Genomic DNA, 19,562 nt, shown 5'->3' on the forward strand with positions numbered 1-19,562 from the left:
CTCGCATCATATATGTTAAATAAATATATTTAACATAACCTCATATTCTATTTTGTGTTTTTTATTATATTTATACATTAAAATTTTATTGATTATGAAAAACAAATACTTTATTACGCTATTGATAGGTGCGTTTACACTTACACTAAATGCGCAAATCGAGTACGAAGAGGATTTTGAATTCTTTACGTTAGGAGATATTTCCATGCAATCACCACACTGGAGAACCTGGTCCGGTAATAACGGTGGTGCAGAAGATGCCGATGTTGTTGACTCTCAATCATTATCCGGAGATCAATCGGTTTTAATTGATGATTCCGAAATAATGGATCAGATTCTACTTACTCCTTCTCAACCCACTTCAGGGGTGTATTCCCTAAAGGTAAATATGTATATTCCTGCCGGAAGAGGAGCATATTTTAATATGCAGGCAGCTAATTCTGCCGGGGCATGGAATCAGGCTCTAATGGGAGGAAATGTTTATTTTAATTGTGATGGAGCTTCTGGTGGATCTGGTGGTGTGACAGGTGTTATTGATTGTTCTACATTTGATGTAACATTTGCTTACCCGGAGGACCAATGGTTCGAAATGATCTGTGTCTATGATATTGATGCAATGGAATGGGCGATGTATATCGATGGCACCGAACAATTTTCGGGCTATCCATTTGCATTCGGAACGACTGTTTTTGTCGAACTAGCCGGTTTCGATTTTTTCTCAGCCAGTCCGCATAATGAATACTACATGGATGACTTGGTTCTTGCAGTAGGTGATTTAACCTTAGGCGTTAATTCGTTTACCGAAGGTAATTTCAGTGTGTATCCTAATCCGGTAAAAGACATATTAAATATCTCCTCTGTTGATGCAGTGAGTCGAGTTACGGTTTATGATGTACTTGGAAAAGTAGTTTTACAAGAACAGCCCGACAGAGTATCACCCAGTATAGATATGGGAGCTCTTTCAAATGGAGCTTACCTTGTTCAGGTAACAATTGGTAACTCAACGAAAACAGTAAAGGTTGTAAAGTAAGACTTACCCAATTATTATACGTAAAGACCCTTTATTTTGAAGGGTCTTTTTTTTATCTTTAAATTCTAAACTGCTGCCGATATGATCCCAAAAAAGATATTCTTTGTTTGTTTTTTATTTATACTAACTTCATGTGCTGAGTTACAAAATGTAGTCAACACACTTCCCGGACAAACAGGCCCAGACCCTCTAATGATTGCTAACGGACTTAGACAAGCACTTGATTTTGGAATAGACAAACAAGTATCGAAACTAACCCAAAAGGACGGGTTTTATAAAAATCCATTGGTAAAGATTCTATTACCTCCGGAATTACAAAAAGTCGATAAAACACTTCGTGATATTGGACTTAGCAGCTTGGCAGACGAAGGACTTAAAGTACTTAACAGGGCAGCAGAGGATGCAGTTAAGGAGGCTACTCCTATATTTGTGAATGCCGTCAGGGAGATTACCTTTACTGATGCTAAAAATATACTATTGGGTCCAGACAACGCAGCAACCTCATATCTCGAAATGAAAACCAATAGTCAACTATATGCTCGTTTCAATCCAGTGATTCAGAATTCATTTTCTAAAGTAGGAGCAGATCAGATCTGGAACAATATTATCACCCGTTACAATTCGGTTCCTTTTGTAAATAAAGTAAATCCTGATCTCACCGATTATGTCACCAATGAAGCGCTGGATGGTGTCTATAAAATGATCGCAGTAGAAGAAAAAAAGATCCGCACTAAGGTAGCTTCTCGAACCACAACACTGTTAAAACAAGTTTTTGCTTTACAGGACTAACCCTAGTAAACACAGGGATTGGTTTTAAAACATTATGATTCCGTTAACCTCTCTTTATGCTTTTCTTGATAGAATGTACCGTACTTTTGTAGCAGAAATTAATTACGAATGTATACCTGGTTCAAAAAACAGACTCAACTGGAAAAATTAAAAAAGCGATATACAGCGTTAATGCGTAAATCGTACAATACTGCTTTATACAATTCAGAAAAAAGTGATAGAATTCACCATGAAGCAGATGAGGTATACAAAAAAATACAAATGCTTACATTAAAGTCGGGGGACAAATAATTAAGGATCTAAAGAACTAAAGTATTTAAAGCCTTCAATTAACCTGGAACCATACCAACTAAAATATTCCCCGTTTACCTGCATCACTTCCTTTTTATATTTGTTTCTCAAGTATTCGGCGTGTTCTTTTTTAAACGGATACGGTTCGGAGGACAATAAGATGAGATCTGCCATTTCAAAGAAAGATTCCTCCACTTCCGGATATCTGGTATCATTCTCAGAAAATACATTCTGAAATTTATTCAGTTCTAACATTGAATCTATAAAAGTATCCTTAGCAGCCGCCATGTAGGGATCCTTCCAAATGAGATACAAAACCTTCCTATGCTCTCTGTCTTTAATACGATCTAAAAATTCACTCTGTGCGCTTTGAATGGAATCTATTACCACTGAAGACTCCTCGCTTCTCTTACATAATTCCCCCAATTGAGCAATCATGTGGATGCAATCAGAAATATTTTTTATATCACTAACCCAAACCGGAGCGATCGCTTCGAGGGCCTGAACCATCTCCAAAGTATTTTCTTCCTTATTGCAAATAATTAGATCCGGCGCCAATACCTCTATTTTACTATAATGAACGGTTTTTGTGCCACCAACCACTTTAATTTCCTCCCGTAGATCTTTAGGGTGCACGCAAAACTTAGTTATCCCAACAAGATTTTTTCTTAAGCCCAGATCAACCAGTAATTCGGTTTGGGAAGGAACTAAAGAAACTATTCGAACGGGAGAACGTGGTAAACGGATGTTTCTATTTAGCTGATCCTTAATTATCATGAAGCAAGATAGCCATCTTAGTTTGAAGCTCTTGGGCCTTGATCGAAGCAGCTCGGGCAAAATCGGTATCAGAAGAGGCATAAATTATTCCTCTTGAGGAATTTATCAATAACCCACAATCTTCCGTTAGGCCATATTTACATACTTCCTCCAAACTACCACCCTGTGCCCCTACTCCGGGTACTAACAAAAAGTTATTTGGAATAATCTTGCGTATTTCCATTAAATACTCCGCTTTTGTAGCACCCACAACATACATCAGGTTTTGGGAATTTTGCCAGCCTTTCGAAACCTCGATCACGGTTTTATAAACTTCTTTCCCGTCAACCAGACGTGTTTGAAAATCGAAAGCACCTTCATTTGAAGTTAACGCAAGCAATATGGTGTGTTTGTCGTTAAAGGTTAGGAAGGGTTCAATCGAATCTTTACCCATATAGGGTGCCACAGTAACCGAATCGAAACCAAGATCTTGAAAGAAAGCCTTCGCATACATCTTGGAGGTATTTCCAATGTCACCCCGTTTTGCATCGGCTATGGTAAATATTTCGGGATATTGTTCACGTAAATACCGAACTGTTTTCTGAAGAGAATCCCAACCTTTGGATCCATTTGCCTCGTAAAATGCAATATTTGGCTTATATGCCACACAAAGGTGATGCGTAGCATCGATAATGGCCTTATTGAACTCAAAAACCGGGTCTTGGGCTTGTAATAGATGACTAGGAATTTTACTGATATCGGTATCCAAACCAATACACAGGAATGATCCTTTTCTTTTTATTTCTGAAACAAGTTTTTGAGTGGTCATGTTTTAAAAACTTTCTCCTGCCTCCTTGAGCTTTTCGGTATTACTTACCAGCTGAAGCTCATCGATGATCTTTTGTATGTCCCCGTCAATAATATTACTTAAGTCGTAAAGCGTAAGATTTATTCGGTGGTCCGTTACTCTCCCCTGTGCGTAGTTATAAGTTCTAATTTTCGCACTTCTGTCTCCACTTGTTACCATAGACCCCCGTTTTGCTGCGTCTTCGGCCTGTTTTTTAGCCAATTCCAGATCGTACAACCGCGATCGTAATACCTTAAATGCCTTTTCCTTATTCTTATGTTGGGATTTCTGATCCTGACATTGGGCCACCAAGCCGGTAGGCTCATGCGTTAAACGAACCGCAGAATAAGTGGTATTCACCGACTGTCCTCCAGGACCCGATGAACAGAAATAATCGACCCGAACATCCTTTGGGTCAATTTCAATATCAAATTCTTCCGCTTCAGGGAATACCATCACAGTTGCCGCACTGGTATGAACACGTCCCTGCGTCTCTGTTTGGGGAACACGTTGAACTCTGTGTACTCCTGCTTCAAATTTCAGAATTCCGTAGACATCATCACCTTCAATTTCAAATTGAATTTCCTTAAAACCACCACTCGTACCTTCACTAAAATCAACTACGCTGGTACGCCAACCCTTACTTTCACAATATTTGGTATACATTCGATACAAATCGCCAGCAAAGATACTGGCCTCGTCTCCTCCGGTCCCGGCTCGAATTTCCATGACCGCATTCTTTGAGTCCTCTGGATCTTTCGGAATTAGCAAAACTTTGATTTCTTCTTCTAGTTCGGGAATTCGAGACTTTGCCTCTTCGTATTGCATTTTCGCCATTTCCACCATCTCGGCATCGCTTCCGTCGGCGATTATTTCTTCAGCCTCCTTTAAATGTTCGGTATGCTTAATATATTCCTCCCGTTTATCCATAAGTTTACGCAGATCCTTATATTCCTTGTTTAGTTGAATATATTGTTTCTGATCACTTATGATATCGGGCTGGATGATAAGATCACTTACCTCATCGAAGCGCTGTTTTATTATCTGAAGTTTTTCTAACATATAGGATATGAATTGCCGTACAATTAGCCCGGACAGCTGCAAATTTACAATAAATAAGTAGAATTAATTTTTGAATTTAAAGCTTGTTTAAAAAGCAACTTGAAAACGTGTTATAAAAAACGCAGTGCTATTCCTGATCATGGTACTAAGTACCCTCAAATCTGAACGTGAGAAATAAAATGATTAAAATCCAGTCAACTAATAAGTAAATATACCGTTGCTAGTTTTAATAGTAAGTTGTCTTTTTTCTGAAGCCTCCACACGACCAATAACCCGAGCGTCTATATTGAAAGATTCCGAGATCTCAATGATCTTCTGGGCTTCGGAGGAAGGTACGTATAATTCCATTCGATGTCCCATATTGAATACCTGATACATTTCTTTCCAATCGGTTCCGCTTTCAGACTGAATTAGTTTGAAAAGCGGGGGTACCGGAAATAAATTGTCTTTAATGACATGGAGTTTGTCTACAAAGTGAAGGATCTTTGTCTGGGCTCCACCACTGCAATGTACCATTCCATGAATATTTTTCCTATCCAGTTTAGATAATATCGACTTTATAACCGGTGCGTAAGTACGTGTTGGTGACAAAACTAACTTCCCGGCGTTTAGCGGGCTATCCTCAACATCGTCCAGTAATTCCTTTGTACCCGAATACACCAAAGAAGAGGGTACCGAGGGGTCAAAGCTCTCCGGATATTTCGTGCCTAGGGTATGATTAAATACGTCATGTCTAGCAGATGTAAGTCCATTGCTTCCCATGCCCCCGTTATATTCCTTTTCATAGGTAGCTTGTCCAAAGGAAGCCAGGCCAACTATCACATCCCCGGGTACTATATTTGCATTATCTAGTACATCACTTCGCTTCATCCGGGCAGTCACCGTGGAATCCACTATAATCGTACGGACAAGATCGCCTACATCGGCAGTTTCTCCGCCAGTTGAGTGAATTTGAACTCCAAAATCTGACAGCTCATTTATAAGTTCTTCAGAACCATTAATGAGTGCAGAAATAACTTCTCCCGGAATAACATTCTTGTTTCGGCCAATGGTAGAAGAAAGCATAATATTATCAACTGCTCCTACACACAACAGATCGTCAATATTCATTATAAGCGCGTCCTGTGCGATCCCCTTCCAAACAGAAAGATCTCCGGTTTCTTTCCAATACATATAGGCAAGTGATGATTTGGTCCCTGCTCCATCTGCATGCATTACAAGACAGTAATCCTCATCCCCGCTGAGGTAGTCTGGTACAATTTTACAAAATGCCTTAGGAAACAGGCCTTTATCCACATTCTCAATAGCGTTGTGAACATCTTCCTTACCGGCCGAAACTCCTCGCTGCGCGTACCTTTTTGAAATATCCTGACTCATAATAAGATTTGCTACAAAAGTAATCAATAAAAAAAAGCCCACAAGGTGAGCTTTTTAATAATTTTTTTCTACCCATTACTCCCAATCGGGCATAAAGGCATTGCTGAACATTAGCTCTCTGGTATCGGCAACATTAATTTCCAAAGTATAAACATCCTTTTGCGAAATACCGTCATTAGACGTGTTCATAAATACCACAAAGGCTTCATTTGGTGAAAAAATGGGGTCGAGATCTGATGTCCCGTTCGGTTTATTATCTGAAATATCTGTAGTCGTGCCTGAAGGAATATCATAAAGGAAGATACGTGAATCCAATCGGCGATACGACGGTGCCTCATAGCCTGAAACGTCGTATGAATAAACCACAGATTGATTAGTAACCGACAGACTTAGTCCGCTTACACCCCCGGGAACTCCCGTTAATATAGTATCTATAACCGTTCCGGAAAAATCTATGGTAAAGACATTTACATTATATCCGTTGATATCGTTTGTTTTTAAGGCGATCAGATTATCGGTATCACTTACCGATACTTCAGAGATAAACGATCCATCAACTGTTTGATACACCATTTCAATTCCTAATCCGTTGGTTTTGATTCGATACAGCTTATCGAAATTCGGAAAATAGATATAATCACTGTTTAACGGCCATGAAAAATTGATTTCATTTAAATTAAAACCGTTAGGCTTAACTGTTGAGGTTATCCTTGTAATGTTTGAACCATCTCTGTCCATGGTATAAATATCGGTCGAAGCACCATCAGACTGGAAAAAAGCAATTCGGTTAGCGGTAATATTGCGTCTTGGTCGATAACTGTTCATTTCCTGAGATGTAAGCTGAAATTCGGTTCCATCCTCATCTGCTGAAAATATCACATTATTTCCATCAATATTTCTTACAAACAAAAATCGGTTATCACCGGGAGCGCCAATCACTTCAAAGGTGCCCACGGGACTTAGTACGGGATCGTTAATACCATCGCTCACGGAAACCTGCCAGAAATACTGTGCTCCAAGCATTAAAGGAGAATAGGTAAATGTGGTATCTTCTATGTCTTCAAACAATAGCACATCATTGTTTTGGTCATTTCTGAGCTCCAGACTATAGGTAAGAGGATCCTCTTCAGGGTCTGTGGCCGACCATTCGAAAACGGCTTCGATGCTTTGTAACACCTCATTCTCGCCGGGTGCGATCAACTGAGGAGCTGTTGGCGGCCTATTATTTGCGGTAGAAACTTCAAGTTCAAAAACTACTTGTACAGTACGATTAGCCTGTACTGTTGTGGGTTCAAAATCGGTAATATATCCTTCAACCCGTGCTTCAACGGCAAAATCACCAACCGGTACATTTTCAATGGTAAATTTCCCGTTACTGTCAGTAAAAACGGTGCTGGAAATGGGTTGCGTAGATATTCTCACATTTTCCAGAGGGGTATTTGTTCCGGAGGCAACTACAGTTCCCTGAATCGTTCCAAAATCAAACTCTCCGATTCTATCCTCATTACACGATGTAAAAAGGATTAATAACATACCAACACTTATATAAAATATCTTAGTAACTCTCCTCATCTCTAAAAATGTTCGTTAGTTTTTAATTTAGATTTCTTAGAACCAAAATGATAATTTAGACCAAAACCAAAAGTGTAAAAGAAATCGTCTCTTCTTCCTCCCGGCTGATTGTCGATTTTATCGGAAAAGGTTCGGTTAAAATCACCGGTTAATACAAAAGATACCCGGTCTGATACTGCATATTCAAGTCCGGCCCCAAATTTTAATGCAAAAAAGGAATCCCAGCGTTGTAAATAAAGGGAAGGCGAATCGTCAGCAAATAACAGGATCTCAGGTCCGGCAAAAATAAATGGTGATAATCGATCATGTGGCAAAATATTATACTCGACATTAAAGCTTTCACTTAGCCACCAATGATTGGTTTCTTCGGTAGAATTCAATTTAAATATCTGAAATCTGGATGAAATACTCAATTCGGGAATTAAACGATATTTATATCCCAGTTCGGCCATATAGTCTAACTGACCCGAAGTATAATCTCCATCAACCAGCGCAACGCCACCCGAAACATTGAACGCATGCTTAAAATCGTGCTTAAGATATTTTCGATCATATAAGGCTGTGGATTCTTCCAATTGCTTTTCTATAAGATATTCTTCAACCAATTCCTTATCCTTTTCCTCTCCATCGGCAGATGTCCATAATTTATCCTGAATACCTTCAAGGATAAGTAAATGAACTGCTAGCTCAATGGCCTCCTGAACGGCCATCTGTGTTGGTTCATTTTTTGTAAAACCTGTCTCTACTTCCAACAATCGTTGAAAATTCACATACTTAAAAATACCGACATCAACCGATTGAGAAAGTATGGTCTTTGATACATTAACTGTTTTTAAAACCTCTCCGGTAGAGGTAGATATTGCTCGCAAATAAACCGTAATCCTGTCCTGTCTGTACTGTGATGAACCTCCTGTTCCGAAATATCGTGCTCCAACACCACCGGTCATTAAATTGGTGTCATAAGAAATAACACCACCCTCCAGTAATATTCCGGCAAAAAGCAGAGGATTCAACCTTTGTACCGGGTCATCGGCAGATTTCCTGTATTCGTCTCTTGTTGTTCTAATTATATTTCTTTCGTTAAGAAGATTATTAAGGTTCTCACGTTCTATGGGCCTGAACCATTTTGAATCTTCCAACGCCTTAATGAGAATGGTTGTAGCACCCTGAGTGACAGCGGTGCTAAACGTACTTCCGTTTTCTATGTTTTTATACTGACCTGTCTGATCTTTAAAATTATAAACACCCACTACAATCGGGCTTAAAGGTTTGGGTAAATCCTTTAATTTTCGGGTCTGGTTTGTCACTTCGGCCATTCTGGCATCCTGAGGTGCAATAGGCTGGTTAAAATAAGCCCCACAACCCGTAAGAAGTAATACAAAAGATATAAGCAGCGTATTTCGTAAATATATAATCATACAGACTGTCTAATTAGGAACAATTATTTGCGTTTGTTCGCCGGTGGTAATGTCTAAAATATTTATAACAAGACCTTCATTCGATTCGTAAACCTCGTACTCCAGATTTCCATTCTGAGATGTGCCAAGTGGAGGTAGCTCTCCCTGTCCGAACTGGCCTCCTAATAGTTGATTATTTAAACTATTGTTTAAAGCTCCAAGATCACCGAAGTCACCAAACTGACTCTCATCGGTAAACGGATTCTGAGCGTTGGCCGAATTTAACAACCAGGTATAATTAAATGGGTCCCCTCCAAATGCCGGGTTTTTAGGAGTATACACGAATTGTTGTCCAAATGCGTAGGAGCTTCCTACCAAAAATAATATCGTAACTATGGTTTTCATAATAAACGTTTTTAAAATCTTCTCACGTAATCTTTACTTTCTTCCAGATACTTAAAATGAAGAAAAACTCTTCGTATAGATTCAGTTGCCGCTTGCTTTAGAAAATCGGTTTGGGGACGAACAAAGAACTCGAATATAACTTCGTTCGCAACCAATATCTGAATTTTCGTATTGTTAGCAAGTGCCAATTCTTCTTTAACCGTTACCACTTCTCTACCATTCAGGTTATTATTTTGATATAGAGAAGAGAATTCCTTAAAGAAATCACGCCCGGGTTTAGTTTTGGTTTCCTCTAATACTATTCCTCTTAAAAAAACCCCATCACTATTATCATGTTGAGCATCCGGCGAGAGGTTTAGTTCCTTTTCTTCCTTAAGTGCCTGTTCCTTATTATCTGCTTCAGTACCGTTTATAACGATTCGGTCTTTTCCCTTTAGATTATTTTCCAGATCATATATTAACAAAAGTATAATGATCCTATCTGTATCGCCGGCATTAATTGTGGTGGAGGAGAGATTACTTTTTTGTCCGGCATCAAGGACAATTCTACCGCTCTGATCATTTTTACTTCTATTAGAACTTTGCGGGTCATTTTTTATAACAGAAAGGACATACCGTACACTCTGACTAAATTCCGTTTTGTTAAATGCAGAACCGGTTATACTTATGAATTCAGTGTTGCTCTCCATATTGATCTTCGCCTCAATTTCAGTATTGTAGATCTGTGAATACCCAATATGAGTCGTCAATAGAAGACACATTAGTGTTAGCGTGTATTTAAAATCAAAAAACAAGATAAATTATCTTTTAAAATTTCGAACAAAAACCGTTTGCTTCTTTCCCTGCATTGTAATTAGCATAGAATCTGAAATAGAGTTTGTACCGGTCCAGATCAAATTCTGGTTGGTTCCTCTCTGAATTACAGTAGCGGTATGAAAAGCATTTCCTGTTAAACTTAGGTCCAAAAATGAGTTGTTATATCCCAATTGATAAACATTCTCAAAAATATTCTTGGAAGCAATATTTAACTGAATTTCATTATTATTTCCTCGCTGAAAGAGTTGAATTCGGCTCTTGTCAGAAATAGTATTTGCAATTGAGCTATTGTAATTTCCAACCTGCTCAATATAAATGGCATTGTTTAGGGAAGAGTTGGTAATGTTAGTGGAGGTAGATGCCTGAGAGGCGATAAATGTCTGTTGTGCCGCAGCACTTTCAATGTTTTTTATTCCTGAAGTGGAACCTGAGGATGTATACGTTTGTGCCAGTGACACTGTTGTGGCCAACATAAGAATTATAACACCATATTTAAAAATGAATTTCATCATTTTGACCACTTAATTATTTTAATGAAGTTACGTGATATTATTGATAATCGCTATCAATTTTTTATGAAATAATGTATAAGAGCATTTTTCAACACCCTTATACATTATTTTCAACATAAGAATCTTATACTTAAAAGAGTCTTATAGATTGTGCTGTACAACAGAAGAAGTGTTTCCGGCTCCTAACTGAATTACAGTACTCATGTGTCCAAGACCGTGCTGATGCGTGTAGCTAAAGTTTAAAAGACCAACTTGAAGAACATCAGAATCGTTGTCTCTTCCATATTGCTCAGTCCAAGAACCGTTTCCGGCTCCAATTTGCCATGTGTCAGAATCGTTTCTTCTTCCATGTTGATCAGTAACACTCCAGTTACCTAGACCTAACTGAACAGAAGTAGAAGTATTTCTTCTTCCCATTTCATGAACATACGCATAGTTGAAAGCTCCAACTTGAACCGCATAAGCATCGTTACGACGTCCTTCCTGGTCGATATCAGAAACGTTTCCAAGACCGATCTGAATAGCGTCTGCATCGTTACGACGACCAATTTGGTCAATGTCAGATTCGTTACTCCATCCTAATTGGAACGTATTCGCATCGTTACGTCTTCCCTGCTGATACACGTCAGAGTCGTTATCAAGACCCAATTGTACAACATTAGACTCGTTACGACGTCCTCTCTGATCTACTTCAGAATAGTTGTCGGCACCAATCTGAAGTACATCAGATTCGTTAAGACGTCCTCTCTGATCAACATCAGACTGGTTCTCAACTCCAAGTTGATCTACGTCAGAATCATTCGCAATTCCTAATTGGAACACATCAGAATCATTCAGTAAACCTGTTTGATCAACATCAGAATTGTTAAGAAGTCCTACTTGAAGAACATCACTGTCATTAAACTGAGCAAACCCTACGGTTGCTACCATTAGTGCTAATGCACTTAGAATCACTTTTTTCATAATTTAAAAGATTTAAAGATTAATATTGGTTAATAAAAATTTTTGTCTCATTTTGCTAGGTGTAAAACTAGGTTACACTGTTTACCAAATCATAACTTAAACGATTTGAAACTATTAAGTATGTCTTATACTTTTCGCATACCATTAAAATACATTTCGCTACGCTTTAATGTATTCGTTCTTTCAAAGATCAATGTGAAAAATCCTCACATTCGGTTTACACCATATTATAATTCAGCCTGTGGCCTTTGGTTAAGTTATGGGTAAATAATTGAGGAGTAATAGAGTTGAGTTTACGATTCGTTATAAACTAAATTCTGTATCAAATATCTAAAAAATAATCATACAAAGTAATACGTGCTAACACGTATTTTACTGATAATCAGTATTGTGTAAGAATTTTCCTATTAACGAAATTAGTAGGAATCGACCTACGTATAAAAAAGCCGCCTAAGGGTTAGGCGGCTTATAAAAATAGCAGAAATCTAATATGTTAAAGTTTTGTTAAATTACTTTGTAAACAGCAATTCACGGTACTTTGTGAGGGGCCAGATCTCATCATCGACCAATAATTCGAGCTTATCGCAATGATATCTAATAATATCAAAGTAAGGTTTTACCTTCACACAATAGGCCGAAGCCTTCTTTTCTGCATCATCAATTTTATTAGCTTTCTTACGTTCATTAATCATATCGGTAATCCCTTTATTAATATTTTCGATATGCTTCGAAATTTGCTCAATCAACTGCATCTGCTCTCCGGCGATTTTCTTAAAATTCGTACCATAAATATCTTTAATTCCTCGCACGTTTTCAATTAATATATTTTGGTATCTGATAGCTGTAGGTATAACATGGTTTCTGGCAATGTCTCCTAAAATTCTTCCTTCTATCTGGATACGCAGTGCATATTCATCTGTTTCGATCTCATAACGAGCTTCCATTTCTGTCTTACTCATTATTCCCAATTCTTCAAACAAGGCAATCGATTTTTTGGATACTTTCGCTTTTAATGCTTCAGGGGTGGTCTTGTGATTACTCAAACCACGCTTCTTCGCTTCTTTCTCCCAGGCTTCACCGTATCCGTCACCTTCAAAACGAATTCGTTTTGAATCCTGAATATATTCACGAAGTACATTAAATATAGCATCATCCTTCTTCATCTTCTTGTCTTTAATAAGACCATCTACCTGCTTTTTAAAATCCATCAACTGCTTTGCTACTATGGCATTCAGTACTGTCATTGGATTCGCGCAATTGGCGGTGGATCCTACGGCACGCAATTCGAACTTATTTCCAGTAAAGGCAAACGGCGAAGTTCTGTTCCTGTCGGTATTGTCCAATAAGATCTCAGGTATCTTTCCTACCACGTTTAATTTAAGGTCGGTTTTTTCTTGTGGCGATAGTTTTCCATTGGTTACTTTTTCCAACTCATCTAAAACTTCAGTGAGCTGAGACCCAATGAAAACTGAAATGATGGCCGGGGGTGCTTCATTTGCTCCCAGACGATGATCGTTACTGGCGCTTGCGATCGACGCTCTAATTAACTCCTCATGTTCATTAACTGCCTTAATGGTGTTGATGAAAAAGGTTAAGAACTGAAGGTTCTTCATTGGAGTACTTCCTGGTCCTAAAAGGTTCACTCCGGTATTTGTAGCCAGAGACCAGTTGTTGTGCTTCCCGCTACCGTTTACTCCTGCAAATGGTTTTTCGTGAAACAATACCTTAAAATTGTGCCGATCTGCGATCTTGTCCATTACATCCATTAATAAGGAGTTGTGATCGACCGCAAGATTTGTTTCTTCAAAAATTGGCGCTAATTCAAATTGATTTGGAGCTACCTCGTTGTGTCGCGTCTTTACAGGTATTCCCAAATACATACATTCGGTTTCAAGATCCCGCATATAATTTAAAACGCGAGCAGGAATAGATCCAAAATAATGATCGTCCAACTGTTGTCCCTTAGCTGAAGCATGTCCCAGTAAGGTTCTCCCTGCCAAAGAAATATCCGGGCGGGATGCAGCAAGCGCCTTATCAATTAAAAAATACTCCTGCTCCCACCCTAAGGTTGCGTTTACTTTGGTTACGTTTTTATCGAAATACTTCGCTACGGCTGTTGCAGCCGTGTCAATCACCTGAAGTGCCCTTAGTAATGGAGTCTTATAATCCAAGGCCTCTCCGGTGTAGGCTACAAAAACAGTAGGTATACAAAGGGTTGTTCCGTAAATAAATGCAGGTGAAGTGGGATCCCAGGCTGTATATCCCCTGGCCTCAAAGGTATTTCTTATTCCTCCGTTAGGGAAACTCGAGGCATCGGGCTCTTGTTGCACCAATTGTCCACCTCCAAATTTTTCGATAGTTTGTCCGTTACTTAAGGTTTCAAAAAAGGCATCGTGTTTTTCTGCAGTGGCTCCAGTAAGTGGTTGAAACCAGTGGGTGTAATGTGTGGCACCTTTAGAAATAGCCCACTCTTTCATTCCAGTTGAAATATGATCTGCAATGGGTCGTGCGATCTTAGTTCCGTTCTCTACCGCATCCATAATACTAGTGTAGGAGTCTTTGGTAAGATACTGTCGCATCGCATTTTCATTAAATACATTATTTCCGAAAATGGATGAGCGACGTTCGGGCTCGGTTACTTTAATTGGTTCACGATTAAATGTTTCTTTAACAGCGTGGAATCTTAATGTGGACATACCAGGTACTTTTTAAGTGAATTTCAAGTTTAAACACCGCAAAAATATACTTTTTAGAGATACACCCCCTATTTTTTTATTCAAAGTTGTAAATATTTTATATTATTTATCAACACACCCCCTGTGTTTTTACAAAAATTGCCTAATAAAGTGTCTTTTTTATTAAATAGACCCTAATTTTTTGGAGGGTACTGGTGGAATTATTGGTATGATGGCTAATCGATAAACGCCAGACCTACAAAAGCACAATAAGCAATTACGATCACTATGCCTTTATACCTTCCTATAGTAAATTTCTTCGGAAGAAATGCAAACGGAATTAATATTGCCGAAAACCCGATCATCCACCAAATATCATTGGTTAGTATTTTCAAGCTATCTGCTGAAATTATACCGGAAGTTTCATCAATTAGGGAAATTGGATTAATAATGGCAGTAATCCCTAATACTGAAGCAATGTTAAAAATATTTGATCCGATTAGATTTCCTAATGAAATGGCTTTTTCCTTTTTAAGTGCTGCGATCACAGAAGCCGCCAATTCCGGTACACTGGTCCCTACGGCGATCATCGTAACTGCAATTACCCGTTCACTTATACCCATTGCAGTGGCCAGATCGACAGCTCCGGTAACCAGAAGTTCACTTCCTCCGTATAAGGCAGCACCTCCCAACAACAACCAAATCCCTATTTTAAAATTTGAGGCTAAAGATAGCCCATCGTCAATGCCATCGTCTGTTGGTTGAGATTCGCGCTGATTACGGGCTCGTCTAATGAGTAGAAAAAGATAGACCATTAACAAGACCACGAATACCATGCCTTCCATACGGCTTAATTCATTTTCACTTTTCAGAAGAAAATAAAGAAGTACCGACAGGAGCATCATCACCGGCCAATTGAATTTATAAAAATCCTTGTCTATTGCCAAAGGAGCAATTACAGCTGTTATTCCCAAGACCAATCCTATATTCGCAATATTAGATCCTATAACATTTCCTAAAGAGATATCACTAAACCCATTTACCGCTGCCTGTACGCTTACTAATAATTCCGGAGCGGAAGTAGCAAAAGAAACCACTGTTAATCCGATCACCATTTTGGACAATCGAAGTTTAAACGAAAGTGCCACAGATGATCTTACCAGAAATTCTCCTCCAATTACCAACAACAAAAGCCCTAAAAAGATAAAGAGTATGCTCATACAAAATTATTATGCGGCGAAGATACTATACCTCTCCTAGTGAATCAACCCCTTTGTTATTTTAGTTGTCGCTTTTATTATTCTACTCCTATATAATATATCACAATAACGTCCGTTATAGTTAAATAACTATTTTTATAGTTGCATAACTAAAATAATAGTTTTACATTTGAATTATAAGCATACAGCATGGAACAGTTAACAAATAAAGAAGAAGAGGTAATGCAATCCCTTTGGAAGCTTGAAAAGGCTTTCGTAAAAGAAGTAGTTGCAGATCTTGGGAATTCCAATCATTACAATACCGTATCGACGATAATAAGAAATATGGAAGATAAGGGTTATGTTTCTCATGTGGCCTTTGGAAACACCCACCAGTACTTTCCCGTGATCAGCAAGGAAGAATATACTGAGAAATATATGAATCGAGCCACCAAGCGTTATTTCGATAACAGCTATAAAAGCATGGTGTCCTTCTTTGCCAGAGAAGAAAAAATTAGTGCAGAGGAACTCCGAGAAATTTTAGAGATCATAGAAAACAAACAATAATATGGAGCTTTTAGACTATATATTAAAGTCGGCTGGAATCTTAACCATCTTCTATTTGTTTTACGCCGTCATGCTTCGGAAGAATACGCATTTTACCGCAAAACGACATTATTTGTTTGGAGGTATTACTGCTGCCTTACTCCTTCCGCTCTTTGAATACACCAAAATTATTTATATTGAAATACCCTCTACCGTAGTATCGGCGACTTCTGTGCTTTCTCCAGTAGATCAAGCTGTAATTCCATCTGAATCTCTTTCAGTAGATTGGTGGGAGGTTCTTTTTGTGTGTTACCTCACTGGGATTTTGGTTATGACCGTGAGATTGATCGTTCAGCTTATTTCATTACTCACTTTACTCACAGGAAATCCTACGGCAAAAAAAGGCAAATTCACCTATGTATACGTTTCAGAAAGGATCGCTCCTTTCTCTTTTTTCAATTATATAGTATTTAATCCCGACTTGCATCAAGAAAACGATCTTACCATGATCCTTCAACATGAAAAAGTTCATGCATCCCAGTGGCACACCATAGATATTCTGGCCGCCAATTTGATGCGAATACTTCAATGGGCCAATCCGTTTTCGTGGTTTTATAAAGTAAGTCTTGAAGAAAATCTCGAATATATAGCCGATAGCGAAACTGCTCAAAAGGTTCCTTCGGTTAAACAATACCAGTTGGCGTTGGTAAAGGCATCATCATCCTTGACTACGCCGGCTCTGACAAACAATTTTTATCATTCATTCATCAAAAAACGAATCATTATGTTAAACAAAAGCAATTCAAAAAAGTACGATCTGTGGAAATTAGCGATCATTTTACCAATTCTGGCGGTATTCTTATGGAGTTTTAATGTTTCTGAAAAAATAGAGTACATCGAAACTGAGGTCACTGAAGATATCAATGTCGAACCCACATCGATGGATGCATTACCCGAGATCACTTCTGAAGAAACTTCGATTTCAGAAACTAATGAAACCCAAAATAGCGAAGATAGTACCCCGACTACGGTAGCGGTGGTTTCAGAAAATCAAACCGAAGACAATGAGCGTATTCAGCAGGAGGTTGTAGCTGAAACGTCATTTAATGAGGTCTACATTCTCATAACCAAAAGCACAACTAAAGCCGAATTGGAAATTCACAAAAAAGAGCTTAAAAGGGAGCATAATATTGACTTCAACTATAGCAATTTAGAATATAACAGCAAGGGAGAGCTCATTTCTATTGCGATTGAATATAATACCAACAAAGGGGGTCATGGGAATTATCATGTTGTGGAAGACGATGGTCCAATAAAGGACTTTTACTTTTTCGTATCTGAGGACGGACGTTCGGGATTTGTAGCTGAGGGATCTGAAGAGCGTATGATCGAGCGTGAAAAAAAGATTAAGGAGCGAATGGAAAAACGTGTAGAACGCATAGAAGAAATGAAAAAAGAACGCGTAAAAAAGCGTAACGAAATGGCAGATGTACGAAGAGCAAAAGTCGCTGAGCTGGTAGAAACGGAAAAGAAGCTGGTAAAAGCACAAAATAGGGTTGTAGCACGTGCCAGTGATCTTGAAGACCGCTATGCCGCTTTGGTGTATTCAGATGGTAACGAGGTTAGCGAAGATGTTGACGATGAAATGGTTTATGTGATCTCCAAAAACACACCGTCAAGTTCGTATGTATCTTCCTCCGGAAGAAACAGTGTGGTCATTAAAAAGAATACAACCGATGCACAATTGGCTTCGATGAAAGAAAAACTGGAGGGAAAAGGAATTACGTTTACGTATCGCAATGTGAAACGAAATTCGAGGGGTGAGATTACCGGAATTAAATTGCGAATGAAGGACGGAAACGGCTCTGAAACCTCATCAAATGTTAAATCGGATGACGAACCTATTTCTCCAATACGTCTAACTTTGGATTAAAAAATAAAAGTGTTAATGTAGGGCCCCGTTTTCGGGGCCTTTTTATTTGTATTTTTATATTATGAAAAAGTGGATCTTTAAAAAACTGGCTAAACTGAATAAGGCTGTACTTCCAAGTTTTACCAAGAAGGGTGTCGATCTTACAAAAGCATCGAAACTTCAGCTTATGATCTTCAGCTATAAGTTATGGGTAACAAAAAATGCGCTCGATTAATAGGTGAGCAATGATCGCACTTCGTAGTTATTTAATTTTTGTGCACCTTTTAAAAATTCAATTTCAATTAAAAAATTGCATTGTACGATTTCGCCACCCAGTTTTTCGATAAGGTTGCAGGCGGCCCTTGCCGTACCGCCCGTTGCAAGTACATCATCATGTAGAAGTACTCTGTCTCCTTTTGAAATGGCATCTTCATGAATTTCGAGAGTATCCATGCCGTATTCCAGCGTATAGGGTTGTTTAAGTGTATCGAATGGCAGCTTTCCAGGCTTCCTTATAGGGATAAATCCAGCGTTTAACTTTTGGGCCATAAGAGTAGCAAAGAAAAATCCGCGCGTTTCTATCCCTACAACTTTGTTGATGGCCATATTTTCACAAAAGCCGGTTAGTTGTTCCAGACAGTACGATGTTGCTTCTGCGTTCGACAACAAGGGTGTAATATCCTTAAAAACCACTCCCCTTTTCGGAAAATCCTGAACATCGCGAATATATTTTTCTATTTCGATCATTTTTTAAAAATCAGCTTTGCTATAAAGGTAAAAAGAAATATATTTGCAGCCCTTAATAATCCTGACTATTACGTAAGTTTTGATTATTTTTGTATAAGGCCTCGTGGCGCAACTGAATAGCGCATCTGATTACGGCTCAGAAGGTTACAGGTTTGAATCCTGTCGAGGTCACGAATAAATAGTTCAATAAGAAAAAAACGCCAAGCTTGCTTGAGCGTTTTTTTTGTTTGGACTATTTTCAAAGCGGAGCTTTGTCAGGTTGTGAGCGAAGCGAACCATCCTGAAGTGAAAGCGGAGCTTTGTCAGGTTGTGAGCGAAGCGAACCATCCTGTAGTGGTAGCGGAGCTTTGTCAGGTTGTGAGCGAAGCGAACCATCCTGAAGTGAAAGCGGAGCTTTGTCAGGTTGTGAGCGAAGCGAACTATCCTGTAGTGGTAGCGGAGCTTTGTCAGGTTGTGAGCGAAGCGAACAATCCTGTAGTGATTGTTTAAAGCGCCATCTGTATGAAAATGCAAGGTTTTCATTTTTGGAAACGTCAAAAACCACAGGTTTTTGGAGGTGAACAGAAACTGAAAAACCAATGGTTTGACATTGTAAGATTGCATTTTCAGAAAGGACCACAAAGGAACACCGGAGGTAATCCTGTAGTGATTGTTTAAAGCGCCATC

21 protein-coding genes and 1 tRNA gene are annotated in these 19,562 nt (G+C 38.7%); 9 read left to right on the plus strand and 13 right to left on the minus strand.

From position 1 onward, the window contains the following. The first annotated feature begins 94 nt into the window (after positions 1–94). The 3 genes from ALE3EI_RS01005 (at position 95) to ALE3EI_RS01015 (ending at position 2,110) form a co-directional block, all read left to right on the plus strand. Positions 95–1,030, plus strand: a complete 936-nt coding sequence (locus tag ALE3EI_RS01005; protein ID WP_186989948.1) for a T9SS type A sorting domain-containing protein — start codon at positions 95–97, stop codon at positions 1,028–1,030. Between the two features lie 81 nt (positions 1,031–1,111). Continuing rightward, positions 1,112–1,819 carry a DUF4197 domain-containing protein gene (locus ALE3EI_RS01010; RefSeq protein ID WP_186989950.1) on the plus strand — a complete coding sequence of 236 codons (708 nt, stop codon included), beginning with the start codon at positions 1,112–1,114 and terminating at the stop codon, positions 1,817–1,819. 108 nt (positions 1,820–1,927) lie between these two features. Next, positions 1,928–2,110: a Lacal_2735 family protein gene (locus ALE3EI_RS01015; protein ID WP_186989952.1), complete on the plus strand. Its 183-nt coding sequence runs from the start codon at positions 1,928–1,930 to the stop codon at positions 2,108–2,110. On the opposite strand, the gene ALE3EI_RS01020 is transcribed toward ALE3EI_RS01015, so the two are convergent. The 12 genes from ALE3EI_RS01020 to ALE3EI_RS01075 all read right to left on the minus strand — a co-directional run bounded on the left by ALE3EI_RS01020 (position 2,111) and on the right by ALE3EI_RS01075 (position 15,712). Next, positions 2,111–2,887 (minus strand): ABC transporter substrate-binding protein, encoded by a 777-nt coding sequence (locus ALE3EI_RS01020; protein WP_186989954.1) that lies wholly within the window; start codon positions 2,885–2,887, stop codon positions 2,111–2,113. Continuing rightward, on the minus strand, positions 2,877–3,695 hold the full coding sequence (gene pyrF, locus ALE3EI_RS01025; protein WP_186989956.1) for an orotidine-5'-phosphate decarboxylase: 819 nt from the start codon (positions 3,693–3,695) through the stop codon (positions 2,877–2,879). The genes ALE3EI_RS01020 and pyrF overlap by 11 nt, the downstream gene beginning before the upstream one ends. A 3-nt stretch (positions 3,696–3,698) precedes the next feature. After that, entirely contained in the window at positions 3,699–4,775 is a 1,077-nt protein-coding gene (gene prfA, locus ALE3EI_RS01030) for a peptide chain release factor 1 (protein WP_186989958.1), read from the minus strand. 198 nt (positions 4,776–4,973) lie between these two features. Further along, positions 4,974–6,152: an AIR synthase related protein gene (locus tag ALE3EI_RS01035; RefSeq protein WP_186989960.1), complete on the minus strand. Its 1,179-nt coding sequence runs from the start codon at positions 6,150–6,152 to the stop codon at positions 4,974–4,976. Positions 6,153–6,227: 75 nt separating this feature from the next. Next, positions 6,228–7,685 carry a carboxypeptidase regulatory-like domain-containing protein gene (locus ALE3EI_RS01040; RefSeq protein ID WP_186989962.1) on the minus strand — a complete coding sequence of 486 codons (1,458 nt, stop codon included), beginning with the start codon at positions 7,683–7,685 and terminating at the stop codon, positions 6,228–6,230. 41 nt (positions 7,686–7,726) lie between these two features. After that, positions 7,727–9,142 carry a CsgG/HfaB family protein gene (locus ALE3EI_RS01045; protein ID WP_186989964.1) on the minus strand — a complete coding sequence of 472 codons (1,416 nt, stop codon included), beginning with the start codon at positions 9,140–9,142 and terminating at the stop codon, positions 7,727–7,729. Positions 9,143–9,151: 9 nt separating this feature from the next. After that, positions 9,152–9,526 carry a curli assembly protein CsgF gene (locus ALE3EI_RS01050; protein WP_186989966.1) on the minus strand — a complete coding sequence of 125 codons (375 nt, stop codon included), beginning with the start codon at positions 9,524–9,526 and terminating at the stop codon, positions 9,152–9,154. Between the two features lie 11 nt (positions 9,527–9,537). Further along, positions 9,538–10,287 carry a CsgE family curli-type amyloid fiber assembly protein gene (locus tag ALE3EI_RS01055; RefSeq protein WP_186989968.1) on the minus strand — a complete coding sequence of 250 codons (750 nt, stop codon included), beginning with the start codon at positions 10,285–10,287 and terminating at the stop codon, positions 9,538–9,540. A 39-nt stretch (positions 10,288–10,326) separates the two neighbouring features. Continuing rightward, positions 10,327–10,854 carry a hypothetical protein gene (locus tag ALE3EI_RS01060; protein ID WP_186989970.1) on the minus strand — a complete coding sequence of 176 codons (528 nt, stop codon included), beginning with the start codon at positions 10,852–10,854 and terminating at the stop codon, positions 10,327–10,329. 141 nt (positions 10,855–10,995) lie between these two features. After that, on the minus strand, positions 10,996–11,817 hold the full coding sequence (locus ALE3EI_RS01065) for a hypothetical protein (protein ID WP_186989972.1): 822 nt from the start codon (positions 11,815–11,817) through the stop codon (positions 10,996–10,998). 509 nt (positions 11,818–12,326) lie between these two features. Next, positions 12,327–14,513 (minus strand): glutamine synthetase III family protein, encoded by a 2,187-nt coding sequence (locus ALE3EI_RS01070; RefSeq protein WP_186989974.1) that lies wholly within the window; start codon positions 14,511–14,513, stop codon positions 12,327–12,329. Positions 14,514–14,728: 215 nt separating this feature from the next. After that, positions 14,729–15,712 carry a calcium/sodium antiporter gene (locus ALE3EI_RS01075; RefSeq protein WP_186989976.1) on the minus strand — a complete coding sequence of 328 codons (984 nt, stop codon included), beginning with the start codon at positions 15,710–15,712 and terminating at the stop codon, positions 14,729–14,731. Positions 15,713–15,901: 189 nt separating this feature from the next. Here ALE3EI_RS01075 and ALE3EI_RS01080 point away from each other — a divergent pair, with 189 nt between their 5' ends. From ALE3EI_RS01080 to ALE3EI_RS01090, 3 genes are all read left to right on the plus strand, one after another. Further along, positions 15,902–16,258, plus strand: a complete 357-nt coding sequence (locus tag ALE3EI_RS01080; RefSeq protein ID WP_186989978.1) for a BlaI/MecI/CopY family transcriptional regulator — start codon at positions 15,902–15,904, stop codon at positions 16,256–16,258. A 1-nt stretch (position 16,259) separates the two neighbouring features. Next, entirely contained in the window at positions 16,260–18,170 is a 1,911-nt protein-coding gene (locus ALE3EI_RS01085; protein ID WP_186989980.1) for a M56 family metallopeptidase, read from the plus strand. Positions 18,171–18,231: 61 nt separating this feature from the next. After that, a complete protein-coding gene (locus ALE3EI_RS01090) occupies positions 18,232–18,384 on the plus strand; it encodes an SsrA-binding protein (protein WP_186989982.1) in 153 nt (50 codons plus the stop codon). Here ALE3EI_RS01090 and ALE3EI_RS01095 read toward each other — a convergent pair. Then, positions 18,381–18,893 carry an adenine phosphoribosyltransferase gene (locus ALE3EI_RS01095; RefSeq protein WP_186992241.1) on the minus strand — a complete coding sequence of 171 codons (513 nt, stop codon included), beginning with the start codon at positions 18,891–18,893 and terminating at the stop codon, positions 18,381–18,383. The genes ALE3EI_RS01090 and ALE3EI_RS01095 overlap by 4 nt on opposite strands. A gap of 100 nt (positions 18,894–18,993) precedes the next feature. Here ALE3EI_RS01095 and ALE3EI_RS01100 point away from each other — a divergent pair. The 3 genes from ALE3EI_RS01100 to ALE3EI_RS01110 all read left to right on the plus strand — a co-directional run bounded on the left by ALE3EI_RS01100 (position 18,994) and on the right by ALE3EI_RS01110 (position 19,553). Beyond that, positions 18,994–19,067, plus strand: a tRNA-Arg gene (locus tag ALE3EI_RS01100). Positions 19,068–19,106: 39 nt separating this feature from the next. After that, positions 19,107–19,385: a HEAT repeat domain-containing protein gene (locus ALE3EI_RS01105; protein ID WP_186989984.1), complete on the plus strand. Its 279-nt coding sequence runs from the start codon at positions 19,107–19,109 to the stop codon at positions 19,383–19,385. Positions 19,386–19,397: 12 nt separating this feature from the next. Continuing rightward, positions 19,398–19,553, plus strand: coding sequence for a hypothetical protein (locus ALE3EI_RS01110; RefSeq protein WP_186989986.1), 156 nt, complete (start codon positions 19,398–19,400; stop codon positions 19,551–19,553). Positions 19,554–19,562: the final 9 nt, after the last annotated feature.

The sequence above is a fragment of the Constantimarinum furrinae genome, assembly GCF_014295415.1.
GTDB classification, from domain to species: Bacteria; Bacteroidota; Bacteroidia; order Flavobacteriales; family Flavobacteriaceae; genus Constantimarinum; species Constantimarinum furrinae.

Bases quoted from the DNA above. Each gene is read 5' to 3' on its own strand.
- ALE3EI_RS01005 (WP_186989948.1), top strand. From the start codon at position 95: ATGAAAAACAAATACTTTATTACGCTATTGATAGGTGCGTTTACACTT.
- ALE3EI_RS01010 (WP_186989950.1), top strand. From the start codon at position 1,112: ATGATCCCAAAAAAGATATTCTTTGTTTGTTTTTTATTTATACTAACT.
- ALE3EI_RS01015 (WP_186989952.1), top strand. From the start codon at position 1,928: ATGTATACCTGGTTCAAAAAACAGACTCAACTGGAAAAATTAAAAAAG.
- ALE3EI_RS01020 (WP_186989954.1), bottom strand. From the start codon at position 2,887: ATGATAATTAAGGATCAGCTAAATAGAAACATCCGTTTACCACGTTCT.
- pyrF (WP_186989956.1), bottom strand. From the start codon at position 3,695: ATGACCACTCAAAAACTTGTTTCAGAAATAAAAAGAAAAGGATCATTC.
- prfA (WP_186989958.1), bottom strand. From the start codon at position 4,775: ATGTTAGAAAAACTTCAGATAATAAAACAGCGCTTCGATGAGGTAAGT.
- ALE3EI_RS01035 (WP_186989960.1), bottom strand. From the start codon at position 6,152: ATGAGTCAGGATATTTCAAAAAGGTACGCGCAGCGAGGAGTTTCGGCC.
- ALE3EI_RS01040 (WP_186989962.1), bottom strand. From the start codon at position 7,685: ATGTTATTAATCCTTTTTACATCGTGTAATGAGGATAGAATCGGAGAG.
- ALE3EI_RS01045 (WP_186989964.1), bottom strand. From the start codon at position 9,142: ATGATTATATATTTACGAAATACGCTGCTTATATCTTTTGTATTACTT.
- ALE3EI_RS01050 (WP_186989966.1), bottom strand. From the start codon at position 9,526: ATGAAAACCATAGTTACGATATTATTTTTGGTAGGAAGCTCCTACGCA.
- ALE3EI_RS01055 (WP_186989968.1), bottom strand. From the start codon at position 10,287: ATGTGTCTTCTATTGACGACTCATATTGGGTATTCACAGATCTACAAT.
- ALE3EI_RS01060 (WP_186989970.1), bottom strand. From the start codon at position 10,854: ATGATGAAATTCATTTTTAAATATGGTGTTATAATTCTTATGTTGGCC.
- ALE3EI_RS01065 (WP_186989972.1), bottom strand. From the start codon at position 11,817: ATGAAAAAAGTGATTCTAAGTGCATTAGCACTAATGGTAGCAACCGTA.
- ALE3EI_RS01070 (WP_186989974.1), bottom strand. From the start codon at position 14,513: ATGTCCACATTAAGATTCCACGCTGTTAAAGAAACATTTAATCGTGAA.
- ALE3EI_RS01075 (WP_186989976.1), bottom strand. From the start codon at position 15,712: ATGAGCATACTCTTTATCTTTTTAGGGCTTTTGTTGTTGGTAATTGGA.
- ALE3EI_RS01080 (WP_186989978.1), top strand. From the start codon at position 15,902: ATGGAACAGTTAACAAATAAAGAAGAAGAGGTAATGCAATCCCTTTGG.
- ALE3EI_RS01085 (WP_186989980.1), top strand. From the start codon at position 16,260: ATGGAGCTTTTAGACTATATATTAAAGTCGGCTGGAATCTTAACCATC.
- ALE3EI_RS01090 (WP_186989982.1), top strand. From the start codon at position 18,232: ATGAAAAAGTGGATCTTTAAAAAACTGGCTAAACTGAATAAGGCTGTA.
- ALE3EI_RS01110 (WP_186989986.1), top strand. From the start codon at position 19,398: ATGAAAATGCAAGGTTTTCATTTTTGGAAACGTCAAAAACCACAGGTT.